Below are 12,150 nucleotides of genomic sequence, written 5' to 3' on the forward strand. Positions count from 1 at the left end.
CCCGGCATCGCCGGGCCCTTTCTCTTTACTCCAGCTCGCCCACTGCGCTCTCGACCGCTGCGACCACCGCGCCGGAGCGCACGAGATCGAGCGCCTGGCGCATCTCGGTGGCGTACCAGCGATCGCCGTCGAGCGCCGGCGGAATGACCGCGCGGATCGCCTCCATCGCGGCGCGCGATCCTTTTCCGAGCGGATGATCCTTTGCGATCGGCTCGACGAGGGTCAGCGCCTGCGCCGCCATCAGCAATTCGCCCGCCACGATCTGCTCCACGTTCTCGACGATGGTGCGTGCTTTGCGACCGCTCCAGGTCGAGTTGGAAACGTGATCCTCCGCATTGGACTTGCCGGGAACGGAATCCACCGAACCGGGCGTCGCCAGGCCGCGGTTTTCCATGACGAGCGCCGACATCGAGCACTGCACCGTGGCGAAGCCCGTGTTGAGGCCGCGCTTGCCGGCAAGCAGATTTCGCGGCAGCCCGTAGGACATGGTGGGATCGATGAGACGCGCAAGCCGCCGCTCGGAAATCGCACCGAGATCGGCCATGGCGATGGCGAGAAAATCCATCGCCTGAGCCATATACTGGCCGTGGAAATGGCCGCCCGAGATCGACACGTAGCCGCCCTCGCCGTCATCGAAGATCAGCGGATTGTCGGTGGCGGAATTCATCTCCGTGCCGACGATGCGCTCCACATACTCGATCGCCTCGACGGCGGGTCCGTGAACCTGCGGAGTGCAGCGCAGGGAATAGACGTCCTGCACGCGCGGAGCCGCGGGCTGCCCGGGCTGGCGCGGCTCATCGGGAAACACGACGTCGCGCGCGGCTTGCGAGCAACGTTTCGTGCCTTCCAGAATGCGCAGGAGGTTGCGCGCTACGCGCGCCTGGCCGGGATGCGGACGCGCCTTGTGCACGCGCGGATCGAAGGCGGCGAGCTCGCCGCGCATGGCTTCCAGCGACAGGCACATGGCGATATCCGCCTGCTTCAGCAGGCGGCGCGCGTCGTGCGTGGCGAGCGCGCCGAGGGCGAGCGAGGTGGTCGAGCCGTTGATGAGAGCGGAGGCATCCTTCGCACCGAGATCGAAATCGGGATCGAAGCCCGCCGCCTGAATAGCCTCGCGCGCCGGCATGAGTTTTCCGCGATAGATCATCTCGGCCTCGTCGAAACCGCAGACGGCGCCGGCCATATGGGCGAGCGGCGCGAGATCGCCGGAAGCGCCGACGGAGCCCTTCTGCGGGATCACCGGATGCAGGCCGGCATTGAGAAAGGCGAGAAGCCGCTCGACGAGCTCGACGCGCGGGCCGGAATAATTCGACGCGAAGGCATTGGCGCGCAGCAGCATCATGGCGCGCGTCACGTCCTCGGAGAAAGCCTCGCCGACACCGGTCGCATGGGCGTAGACCGTCTTGCGCTGATAGGCGGCCATGTCTTCGATCAACACGCGCTGATCCTTGAACAGGCCGACGCCGGTGTTGAAGGCATACATGAGCGGCGCGTCGTCATGCATCCAGGTGCGGTCGATGTAATCGCGCGTCGCCGCGATGCGCTCGCGTGCCTCCGGCGCCAGAGCCGCCTGCGCATAGTTCCCCTGCGCATCCGGGCGGGCGACCCGCACCGCGGCCTCAATGCGCAGAGTGGCCCCGTCGAGCTTGACCGTCATCGCTGTACCTCACGTTGATGGACAAGGGATACCGAGGCTTCAGGCGCCGTGCAACCGCCGCTTTGAGATGACGCTTTTCGCGTCGTACCCTCTCTATCTCTTCTCACCGTCATCCCCAGCCTTGTGCCGGGGACCCACGTCTTTCTTCAGCGCTGCGGTTCCTCAAGACGTGGGTGGCCGGGACAAGCCCGGCCATGACGTCGAGGGTGTGACGGGCTGAGGAGCTCAACACCGCTTGTCAAAGAGCCAGCACCTTTTGGCCCGCAGCTTTCGCTGCGAGCCGTCAAGGTCGAGGGAGGCGCGAATGGCAGCCCGGCTCGCTTTTGTGTGTGAAATGCTCAGAGCCGGCTTGCTCGTCGCACACGGTTTGTTTCAGCGGACCCGGATCAAGCCCGGGCCGGCCACCCGCGATCACCGGCTTGCGAGGCCTGCGGCGGGACCGTTCTCCGCCCCGTTCTTGCGACGCCTCGCGAGCGCGCCCCTCGTCAGGCGGGGATGGCGAATGATATAGCCGAGCTTGACCATCCAGTCAAGAACAAAGTGAGAACATAACGTTGCCCTCACCCCCATCCCCGCCCCTCGCCGTCATGGCCGCACTTGGTGCAGCCACCCACGCCTTGAGGAACCGCGACGCTGCCAAGACGTGGGTACCCGCGACAAGCCCGGGCATGACGCGGTGGGTATCACGACGGCGGAGGATGGGATGACAGCAGAGGGTCGCATGACCGAGAGGGTGCCATGAGGGGTCGTGTCATTCCCGGCCTGCGGCCGCCGGGGATGACATCCTCCACGTCATGGCCGCACTTGGTGCGGCCACCCACGTCTTCAAGAACCGCGACACTGCCAAGACGTGGATACCCGCGACAAGCGCGGCATGAGGACAGAGGATTGCAGGAAGGGCAGTGTCATTCCCGCCCGGAGCGTAGCCGAGGGGAAGGGAATCCATAGCGCCGACCTGATCGTGAATCCCCTTCCCGCACTTCGTGCGCCGGGGATGACACACGTGTCTCCCCTCTCCCGGTTGGGAGACGGAGACGGATAGATTCGTCTCAACGATAAAGGCCTCGGCACCGCCGAGGCCTGTCGGGTCATACCGAACCAGCCGGAGCCGCAATCACACGCGGCCGAGGCGCTTGGTGGTCTGCGGGTCGAAGAGGTGGACGTTGGCGGGATCGACGGCGAGCATCAGCTTGCGGGTATCCGCCGGGAGCTGGCCGGTGGAGGCCTGGACGACGAATTCGGAGCCGGCGACCTTGCCGTGGAAGAGCTGGGTCGCACCGAGCTCCTCGACGAAATCCACATCCATGGAGAGCGAACTCGCCGCAGCACCGCCCGCCTGCACGTCCTCTGGACGCAGGCCCACCTCGATGGCAGAGCCGGGGGTCAGGCCCTCGCGCATGTCCGTCACGGCGATCGACTGCCCGCCGACAGACACGCGGCCCGGACCTTCCACGGTGCCGGACAGGATGTTCATGGGCGGCGAGCCGATGAAGGTCGCGACGAAGCGCGTCTCCGGACGGCGATAGACGTCGGCGGGGGAACCGACCTGCTCGATCTGGCCGCCGGACATCACCACGAGCTTGTCGGAGAGCGTCATCGCCTCGACCTGATCGTGCGTGACGTAGATCGAGGTCACGCCGAGCGCCCGCTGCAGGCGCTTGATCTCGACGCGCATCTGCACGCGCAGCTTGGCATCGAGGTTGGAGAGCGGCTCGTCGAAGAGGAAGACCTGCGGCTTGCGCACGATGGCGCGGCCCATGGCGACGCGCTGGCGCTGGCCGCCGGAGAGCTGGCGCGGCTTGCGCGCGAGGAAGGATTCGATCGCGAGGATGCGGGCAGCTTCCTTGACGCGCTTCTCGATCTCGTCCTTCGGCGTGCCGCGGTTCTTCAGGCCGTAGGCCATGTTGTCGTAGACCGTCATATGCGGATAGAGCGCATAGTTCTGAAACACCATGGCGATGTCGCGGTCGGCGGGCTCGACCTGGTTCACCACGCGTTCGCCGATCTTGACCTCGCCGCCGGAAATCGTCTCGAGGCCGGCGATCATGCGCAGCAACGTGGACTTGCCGCAGCCCGAGGGTCCGACCAGCACGCAGAACGAGCCGTCCTCGATGCCGAGCGACACGCCCTTCACCGCTTCCACATTGCCCGCATAGATCTTCCTGACGGTGTCGAGCGTTACCCCTGCCATCAAACCATTCCTTTTGACCGCTGCCCGCGCCGCTTACGGGCGCCGGGCATGAATTCCAATATTGCGAGAAGGCGCTGCGCGTAACCTGCGCGTCACTTCTCCGTTTCGACGAGACCCTTCACGAAGAGCCTCTGCATGAAGACCACCACCAGCACCGGCGGCAGCATGGCGAGCACCGCGGTCGTCATCGCGATCTGCCATTCGGTGAGCGCGTCGGTCGTGGTGATCATCTTCTTGATGCCGATGACGATGGTCTGCATCGAGCTCTTGGTCGTGATCAGCAGCGGCCAGAGATACTGGTTCCAGCCGTAGATGAACTGGATCACGAAGAGGGCCGCGATGGTCGTCATCGAGAGCGGGAGCAGCGTGTCCTTGAAGAAGCGGAAAGCGCCCGCGCCGTCGATCTTCGAAGCCTCGAGCAGCTCGTCCGGGATCGTCATGAAGAACTGCCGGAACAGCAGCGTGCCCGTCGCCGAGGCGATGAGCGGCATGATGAGACCCGTATAGGTATCGAGCAGGCCGAGATCGGCGACGATCTTGTAGGTCGGATAGATGCGCACTTCGACCGGCAGCATCAGCGTGATGAAGATGACCCAGAACGCGGTCTTGCGGAACGGGAACTTGAAATAGACCACCGCATAGGCGGACAGGATCGAGATCAGGATCTTTCCGAACGCGATGCCTAGGGCCATGATCATGGAGTTCATCATCATCATGCTGACCGGCTCGCGGGCGAGCTTGCCGCCGTAGAACAGGGCGCGCGAGTAGTTCTCGCCCGCCTGGTCGCCCGGCGTGAGCGGCATGTTGCCGTTGACGATCGTGGCGGCGTCGAAGGTCGAGGCCATGATCGCCAGATAGACCGGGAAGACCACGATGACGATGCCGAGGGCCAGCGTCAGATAGGCCATGAATTGGGTGAAGGGACGATTCTCGACCATCAGTACTGCACCTTGCGCTCGACATAACGGAACTGGATGGCGGTGAGCGCGATCACAATGATCATCAGGATCACCGATTGCGCGGCCGAGCCGCCGAGATCGCCGCCGAGGCGGCCGTCCGCATAGACCTTGTAGACGAGGGTCGTCGTCGTTCCTGCGGGACCGCCGCCCGTCACCGCATCGATGATGCCGAAGGTGTCGAAGAACACGTAGACGATGTTGACCACGAGCAGGAAGAACGTGGTCGGCGACAGAAGCGGGAAGATCACCGTCCAGAACCGCCGTAGCGGGCCCGCGCCGTCGATGGCCGCGGCCTCGATGACGCTCTTCGGAATCGCCTGGAGTCCGGCGAGGAAGAACAGGAAGTTGTAGCTGATCTGCTTCCAGGTCGCGGAGAGCACGAGCAGCGTCATGGCGTGGTTGCCGTTGAGCATCGGGTTCCAGTCGATGCCGATCGCCTTGATCGGCTTCGACAGGGTGCCGAGCGTCGGGTGAAACATGAAGATCCACAAAACGCCGGCGATGGCCGGGGCCACCGCATAGGGCCAGATCAGCAGCGTCTTGTAGGCCTGCCCGCCGCGCAGGTTCTTGTCGGCCTGGGTCGCGAGCAGAAGCGAGCAGGCAAGCGAGAAGAAGGCGACGAGGGACGAGAAGATCGCCGTCGTGACCATGGCCCGGTAATATTCGGGCTGCTCGAACAGGTGGACGTAGTTTTCGAACCCGACGAATTCGGAGGAGAGGCCGAAGGCGTCCTCGCGCAGGAAGGACTGCCAGATCGCCTGGGAGGCCGGCCAGTAGAAGAAGATGATGGTGATCGCCATCTGCGGAACGATCAGCAGAAGAGGCAGTGTCCAACCTGAAAAATGAGCTCGTTTTTCCATCGCGATTACGGCTGTCCGGGGATGGGGCAGATAACGGCAGCAACCGGTCTGCGAGGTTGTCTTATAAGATCATCCCGGGCCGCTTCTCAAAAGCCGCCCGGGATGACAGGTCGCACAGATCGTTTCAGTTTAGCGGACGGTGCGCTCGAACTGACGCAGGATCTGGTTGGAACGGTTCACGGCGGAGTCGAGAGCGTCCTTGGCCGGCTTCTGGCCGGCGAGCGCCGCCTCGATCTCTTCCGAGACCACGTCACGGATCTGGACCATGTTGCCGAAGCGCAGACCGCGGGAATTCTCGGTCGGCTCCTTGTTGGTCAGCTCGATCAGCGCCGTCTGGAGAGCGGGGTTCTTCTCATAGAAGCCCGACGCCTTGGTCTTCTCGTAGGCCGCCTTGGTGATCGGGAGGTAGCCCGATTCCTGGTGCAGCCTGGCCTGACGGTCGGTGTCCGACAGGAAGGCGAAGAACTTGGCAACGCCCTTGTACTCGTCAGCCTTCTTGCCGCCCATGACCCACAGCGAAGCGCCGCCGATGATGGAGTTCTGCGGAGCGCCCTGGATGTCCGGGTAGTACGGCATCGGTGCATTGGCCCAGTCGAACTTCGCGTTGGCCTTCACGTTGCCGTAGAAGCCCGACGAGGTCAGGAAGATCGCGCATTCGCCGGAGGTGAAGCGGCCTTCCGAACGGCTGTCGCGGCCCGAGTAGTCATAGGTCTTGTCCTTCTGCAGATCGACGAGGTTCTGCAGGTGCTTCACGTGAGCCGGAGAGTTGAACTTCATCTCCGTGTCGAAGCCGTCGAGACCGTTGGCCTTGGTGGCCATCGGGATGTTGTGCCAGGCCGAGAACTGCTCGATGTTGGCCCAGGGAGCCCAGGCGTTCGAGAAGCCGCAGGTCTCGTGGCCAGCGGCCTTCAGCTTCTTGCCGGCTTCGAACACCTGGGGCCAGGTCTTCGGAATCTCGGCGATGCCGGCCTTCTTCAGCTCGTCCTTGTTGATCCACATGACCATCGAGGAGGAGTTGAACGGGAAGGAGAGCATCTCGCCCTTGGCGGTCGAGTAATAGCCGGAGATGGCGGGCAGATAGCTCTGCGGGTCGAACTTCTCGCCGGCTTCCTTCATCATCTCGTGGACCGGCTTGATGGCGCCCTTGGCGCCCATCATCGTCGCAGTGCCGACTTCGAAGACCTGCAGGATGTGCGGCGCATTGCCGGCGCGGAAGGCGGCGATGCCAGCGTTCAGCGTGTCGGCATACTGGCCCTTGTAGCTGACGACGACCTTGTAGTCCTTCTGCGAATTGTTGAACTCTTCCGCCAGACGGTTGACCACGTCGTTGTTGGCGCCGGTCATGGCGTGCCACCACTGCAGCTCCGTCTGAGCGAAGGCAGAGGTGCTCGTCGCGAGGCCGAGGGCCAGTGCGCCGAGAAGGGACTTCTTCATCATAGTGATCTCTCCCATGTCATCCCGTCGGGGATGTTATTGTCGTTCATCATCCCTGCATTAAGGCCGGATGACGTTTCTATGACGAAAACATGACAATCATAGCCGGCTTCAAAATGGAAGCCCTTTCCTCCAAAAGACTTAACGCCGGCCACCGGGAAAGCGGCCAGAGGGCCTCCTCGTTGGGGGAGTGTCCGAACGGAAGAGACCCCGGCGCATCGGCGTGGCACGGTGTGAGAGGAGCTTTACGGTCAAGCTTGACCGCGCCGTGCGAAAGCGAATCGCGCTAGATCACATTGCGCTCGAGAAGCGGCCGGTTGGCGAGCACGCGCTCGTAGCCGAGTTCGGACAGATCGAGCGTGCGGTAGCCGCCGTGGACGATCAGCTCGGAAAGGCCGCGGCCGACGGCCGGCGCCTGCTGCAGGCCATGGCCCGAGAAGCCGTTGCAGAGATAGAAGTTTTTCATCTCGCCGGCCTGGCCGATGATGGCATTGTGATCGAGCAGGCTCATGTCGTAAGGGCCCGACCAGGCGCGGCCCGGCCTGATCGCCTCGAAGGCCGGTACGCGATGGGCGAGCGCGGGCCAGATGAATTCCTCGAAGAAGGAATAATCGATCTCCTGGCTTGCCGGATCCTCGTCGGACCAGTCGGGATCGAGATCCGCTTCCGGCGAGGCGCCGCAGATGAAATGGCCCTCGCCTTCCGGGCGCACGTAGGGGCCGGAGGTATCGACCAGCAGCGGGCAGTTCTCCACAGGCTCCTTGCACGAGAATGTGAAGACGTAGCGCCGCTTGGCCTGAACCGGGATGTCGAGCCCGGCCATCGCCGCGATCGCCCGTCCGCCCGAGCCGGCGCAGTTGACGAGCGCGCCACAGGCGATGCGCGTGCCGTCCTTCAGACGCACGGCCGTGATGGTGCCGCCGTCGCGCTCGATCTCGGCCACTTCGCCCTTCACGTAATGCGCGCCGAGCGAACGGGCTTTCTTGCGGAAGGCCTGGAGCAGGCCCCAGCCGTCGAACCAGCCCTCGCCCGAGCGGCCCCAGGTGCCGGCGGCGAGGTCCTCCACATTGAGCCAAGGGAAGCGCGCCTTCAGCGCGGCCGGATCGAGATGGAGAATGTCGGCGCCTTCTGCTTTCTGAAGCGCGTGGTTCTCGGCGAGGATCGGGGCGCCGGCCTCCGTGGCGCAATAGAGATAGCCGCCCTCCCTCAGCCCGATCTCCGGCCGCTCGCCGTCGACGGCGAGACGGTCGCCGATGCTGCGCAGGAAGTCGATCCCGTAAAGCGAGATGCGGATGTTCACCGCGCTCGAATATTGCTGGCGGATCGAGGCCGCCGAAAGGGCCGAGGCCGAGAGCTGATAGGTGGGATCCTTCTCGACGACGATCACGCGTCCCTTGAAGCCGGAATCGGCGAGCAGGTGATAGGCCGCGGAGGAGCCCATGACGGCGCCGCCGACGATCACAACATCGGCTTGGAGAGAGGCTGCTGAGGTCATCGTTCGAATTTCGTTGAGAGGATGATGGAGGATTGCGTGCGCTCCACCCCGTCGAGCGCGCCGATCTTGTCGATGGCGGCGTCCAGGGAAGGAACGTCCTGAGCCTCTACCACCGCCAGGAGATCGAAGACACCCGCGACCGAGTGAAGCGCACGCAATTCGGGCATGCGGTGCAGCGCGGCAACCACGCCGCCGGAGGCCTTGGGCGCCACGACGATGGTCACATGCGCCCGCACCATCCGGCTCGCGATCTCCTCCGCGAGGCGCAAGGTATAGCCGGCGATCACGCCCCGCCGCTCCAGGCTCTCGACCCGTGCCTGCACCGTGGTGCGCGACAGCTTCAGGCGCCGCGCCGCCTCGGCATGGCCGATGCGGGCATTCTCCCGCAGGAGAGCAATCAGGGCGCGGTCCGTGGCATCAAGCATCGTTATGACCAGTCAACTCGGCAATCTGCCGAAAACTACTCGTCTTTTCGTCGGCTTGTCCATGGCGTTCTGCAAGGCTTTGCCTTCTTCTGAGGCAATACAGGGAGGTTTACCATGCACTCGATCCTCGTCATCGGCGCCGGCAAGATCGGCTCCACCATCGTCGACATGCTTCACGAGACCGGCGATTACCGGGTCACCGTCGCGGATTCCTCCGCCGAGGCGCTCGAAGCGGTCGCCAAGGATGGCGTGCGGACGGTCCAGCTCGACTTCTCCGACGCGGTCGCCCTGCAGAACGCCCTCAAAGGCCATTACGCCGTGCTCAGCGCCGCGCCCTATCACCTGACCGGCCATGTGGCGAAGGCCGCGCGGCTCACGGGTGTCAACTATTTCGACTTGACCGAGGACGTCGCCACGACCCGCATGGTGAAGGAGCTGGCCGACGGCTCCGAGACGGCCTTCATCCCGCAATGCGGCCTCGCGCCCGGCTTCATCTCCATCGTCGCCCACGACATCGCGCGCCGCTTCGACAAGCTCGACACGGTGCGCCTGCGCGTCGGCGCGCTGCCGCAATATCCGTCGAACGCGCTCTCCTACAACCTCACCTGGAGCACGGACGGCGTCATCAACGAATATATCGAGCGCTGCGAGGCGGTGGTCGACGGTACCTTGCGCGAGGTGCCGGCCATGGAGGAACTTGAGGAATTCTCCCTCGACGGCACCCGCTACGAGGCCTTCAACACCTCCGGCGGCCTCGGCACGCTCTGCGAGACGCTTGAGGGCAAGGTGCGCAACCTGAACTACAAGACCATCCGCTATCCCGGCCATTGCGCCCTGATGCGGGTGCTGCTCAACGACCTGCAGCTGCGCAACCGCCGCGAGGTTCTGAAGGACATTCTGGAGAATGCCGTTCCCGCTACCATGCAGGACATGGTGATCGTCTTCGTGACCGTCACCGGCGAGCGCGGCGGCCGCTTCGTGCAGGAAACCTATGCCCGCAGTGTCTACGGCCAGAACGTGGCAGGCCAGCAGCGCACGGCGATCCAGGTCACCACCGCCGCCGGAATCTGCGCCATGCTCGACCTCTTGGTCGCCGGCCAGCTGCCGAAGCATGGCTTCGTGCGCCAGGAGGAGATCGACCTCGACACCTTCCTCGCCAACCGCTTCGGCCGCGTCTATGCCGGCGAGCGCCTGGATTCGGGCCAAGAGCCGGCGGTGAAGAACATCCGCCTCGACGCGGTGGCGTGAGGAGCGGGCGAGCCATTCCCTGCCGCCACCCCAACCTCGACGTCATGGCCGGCCTCGTGCCGGCCATCCCGATCGGAAAAGCGCGGCGTTTCACCTTTTCGAGATCACCGGCACGAGGCCGGTGATGACATGCTGGGGGACCACCAAGCGCCCGGGTTCTTTACAAAGTCGCATGACCTCATTCGGGAAAAGCAGTTCCCAGGCTTCCGGGTCATGCATTAAGACGGTGGCATGAAAGCCGCCGTCGTTTCGTTTCAACGACAAGCGAGGGTGGCGGGCTCTATGCCTCAAGCCCGCATTCAGGGAGATCCAACATGACCGCGAGCCTGAAACCCGTATCCGCCGCGCCCGCCTCCGTTGCGGACGAGGCCCGCGCCATTCTGGCGCGCCTCGGCGTGCCGGAGAGCGCCTTTGCCGCCACAGGCCGCCCGGCCCGCTCGCCGATCACCGGCGAGGTGATCGCCCATGTGCGCGAGACGACGCCCGAGGAGGCCAAGGCCGCCATCGGCCGGGCCGATGCCGCCTTCAAGGCCTGGCGCAAGGTTCCGGCGCCGAAGCGCGGCGAGTTCATTCGCCTCCTCGGCGAGGAGCTGCGTGCCGCCAAGGATGACCTCGGCCGTCTCGTCACCCTGGAGGCCGGCAAGATCGTTTCCGAGGGCCTCGGCGAGGTCCAGGAGATGATCGACATCTGCGATTTCGCGGTCGGCCTCTCGCGCCAGCTCTATGGTCTCACCATCGCCACCGAGCGCGCCGACCACCGCATGATGGAGACCTGGCATCCGGTCGGAATCTGCGGCGTGATCTCGGCCTTCAACTTCCCCGTCGCCGTCTGGTCCTGGAACGCGGCGCTTGCCCTCGTCTGCGGCGACAGCGTGGTGTGGAAGCCCTCCGAGAAGACCCTGCTCACAGCGCTTGCCACCCACGCCATCGTGGAACGCGCCGCCAAGCGCTTCGGCGGCGTGCCGGAAGGCCTCTGCGAAGTGCTGCTCGGCGGCCGCGAGGTCGGCGAGATCCTGGTCGAGGACCACCGCGTTCCGGTTCTCTCCGCCACCGGCTCCACGGCGATGGGCCGTCAGGTCGGCCCGAAATTGGCCGAACGCTTCGCCCGCGCGATCCTGGAGCTCGGCGGCAACAACGCCGCCATCGTCGCGCCTTCCGCCGATCTCGATCTCGCGCTTCGCGGCATCGCCTTCGCGGCGATGGGCACGGCAGGCCAGCGCTGCACCACCCTGCGCCGTCTCTTCGTGCATGAGAGCGTCTACGATCAGCTCGTGCCGCGTCTCGTCAAGGTCTATGGCGGCGTGAAGATCGGTGATCCGCGCACTGATGGCACGCTCGTCGGCCCGCTGATCGACAAGGCCGCCTTCGACGGCATGGAGCGCGCCCTTGACGAGGCCCGCTCGGCCGGCGGCAAGGTGCATGGCGGCGGACGCTACACGGATGTGGCGAATGACGGCATCTATGCCCGCCCGGCGCTCGTCGAGATGCCGAGCCAGACCGGCCCGGTCACCCGCGAGACCTTCGCGCCGATCCTCTACGTGATGCGCTATTCGGATTTCGACGAGGTGATCGCGCTGCACAACGCGGTCGGCGCCGGCCTCTCCTCCTCGATCTTCACGCTCAACCTGCGCGAGGCCGAGGCTTTCGTGTCGGCGGCGGGCTCCGATTGCGGCATCGCCAACGTGAATATCGGCCCCTCGGGCGCCGAGATCGGCGGAGCCTTCGGCGGCGAGAAGGAGACGGGCGGCGGCCGTGAATCGGGCTCCGATGCCTGGAAGGCCTATATGCGCCGCGCCACCAACACGATCAATTACGGCACGACGCTTCCACTCGCCCAGGGCGTGAAGTTCGACGTCGACGCCTGATCGTCGTAAACACTCA

General features: G+C 64.8%; 9 protein-coding genes. 2 read left to right on the forward strand and 7 right to left on the reverse strand.

The window, feature by feature from the left end; genetic code table 11:
* Window positions 1-25 precede the first annotated feature (25 nt).
* The 7 genes from JKL46_RS06985 to JKL46_RS07015 form a co-directional block, all read right to left on the reverse strand.
* Complete coding sequence (locus tag JKL46_RS06985; protein WP_201831236.1) at window positions 26-1,657, reverse strand: HAL/PAL/TAL family ammonia-lyase; 1,632 nt, start codon at window positions 1,655-1,657, stop codon at window positions 26-28.
* 1,114 nt (window positions 1,658-2,771) lie between these two features.
* Window positions 2,772-3,848 (reverse strand): sn-glycerol-3-phosphate import ATP-binding protein UgpC, encoded by a 1,077-nt coding sequence (locus JKL46_RS06990; protein ID WP_201831238.1) that lies wholly within the window; start codon window positions 3,846-3,848, stop codon window positions 2,772-2,774.
* A 92-nt stretch (window positions 3,849-3,940) separates the two neighbouring features.
* Window positions 3,941-4,786, reverse strand: a complete 846-nt coding sequence (ugpE, locus tag JKL46_RS06995) for a sn-glycerol-3-phosphate ABC transporter permease UgpE (RefSeq protein ID WP_201831240.1) — start codon at window positions 4,784-4,786, stop codon at window positions 3,941-3,943.
* The gene (gene ugpA / locus JKL46_RS07000) at window positions 4,786-5,667 is read right to left on the reverse strand and encodes a sn-glycerol-3-phosphate ABC transporter permease UgpA (RefSeq protein ID WP_201831242.1); all 882 of its coding nucleotides are present in this window, start codon (window positions 5,665-5,667) and stop codon (window positions 4,786-4,788) included. The genes ugpE and ugpA overlap by 1 nt, the downstream gene beginning before the upstream one ends.
* A 129-nt stretch (window positions 5,668-5,796) precedes the next feature.
* The gene (gene ugpB, locus JKL46_RS07005; protein WP_425493239.1) at window positions 5,797-7,104 is read right to left on the reverse strand and encodes a sn-glycerol-3-phosphate ABC transporter substrate-binding protein UgpB; all 1,308 of its coding nucleotides are present in this window, start codon (window positions 7,102-7,104) and stop codon (window positions 5,797-5,799) included.
* Between the two features lie 283 nt (window positions 7,105-7,387).
* On the reverse strand, window positions 7,388-8,596 hold the full coding sequence (locus JKL46_RS07010) for an NAD(P)/FAD-dependent oxidoreductase (RefSeq protein WP_201831243.1): 1,209 nt from the start codon (window positions 8,594-8,596) through the stop codon (window positions 7,388-7,390).
* Window positions 8,593-9,021: an Lrp/AsnC family transcriptional regulator gene (locus JKL46_RS07015; protein ID WP_201831244.1), complete on the reverse strand. Its 429-nt coding sequence runs from the start codon at window positions 9,019-9,021 to the stop codon at window positions 8,593-8,595. The genes JKL46_RS07010 and JKL46_RS07015 overlap by 4 nt, the downstream gene beginning before the upstream one ends.
* Before the next feature lie 114 nt (window positions 9,022-9,135).
* Between JKL46_RS07015 and JKL46_RS07020 the strand changes: the two genes are divergently transcribed.
* The gene (locus JKL46_RS07020; RefSeq protein WP_201831245.1) at window positions 9,136-10,269 is read left to right on the forward strand and encodes a saccharopine dehydrogenase family protein; all 1,134 of its coding nucleotides are present in this window, start codon (window positions 9,136-9,138) and stop codon (window positions 10,267-10,269) included.
* A 314-nt stretch (window positions 10,270-10,583) separates the two neighbouring features.
* Window positions 10,584-12,134: an L-piperidine-6-carboxylate dehydrogenase gene (amaB, locus tag JKL46_RS07025; RefSeq protein ID WP_201831246.1), complete on the forward strand. Its 1,551-nt coding sequence runs from the start codon at window positions 10,584-10,586 to the stop codon at window positions 12,132-12,134.
* The last annotated feature ends 16 nt before the right edge of the window (window positions 12,135-12,150 follow it).

This window comes from Microvirga zambiensis WSM3693, assembly GCF_016735695.1.
Lineage (GTDB): Bacteria > Pseudomonadota > Alphaproteobacteria > Rhizobiales > Beijerinckiaceae > Microvirga > Microvirga zambiensis.

Excerpts from the sequence above, each read along its gene's own strand:
- JKL46_RS07015 (WP_201831244.1), bottom strand. The coding sequence starts at position 9,021 with ATGCTTGATGCCACGGACCGCGCCCTGATTGCTCTCCTGCGGGAGAAT.
- JKL46_RS06985 (WP_201831236.1), bottom strand. The coding sequence starts at position 1,657 with ATGACGGTCAAGCTCGACGGGGCCACTCTGCGCATTGAGGCCGCGGTG.
- ugpA (WP_201831242.1), bottom strand. The coding sequence starts at position 5,667 with ATGGAAAAACGAGCTCATTTTTCAGGTTGGACACTGCCTCTTCTGCTG.
- amaB (WP_201831246.1), top strand. The coding sequence starts at position 10,584 with ATGACCGCGAGCCTGAAACCCGTATCCGCCGCGCCCGCCTCCGTTGCG.
- JKL46_RS07020 (WP_201831245.1), top strand. The coding sequence starts at position 9,136 with ATGCACTCGATCCTCGTCATCGGCGCCGGCAAGATCGGCTCCACCATC.
- JKL46_RS07010 (WP_201831243.1), bottom strand. The coding sequence starts at position 8,596 with ATGACCTCAGCAGCCTCTCTCCAAGCCGATGTTGTGATCGTCGGCGGC.
- JKL46_RS06990 (WP_201831238.1), bottom strand. The coding sequence starts at position 3,848 with ATGGCAGGGGTAACGCTCGACACCGTCAGGAAGATCTATGCGGGCAAT.
- ugpB (WP_425493239.1), bottom strand. The coding sequence starts at position 7,104 with ATGATGAAGAAGTCCCTTCTCGGCGCACTGGCCCTCGGCCTCGCGACG.
- ugpE (WP_201831240.1), bottom strand. The coding sequence starts at position 4,786 with ATGGTCGAGAATCGTCCCTTCACCCAATTCATGGCCTATCTGACGCTG.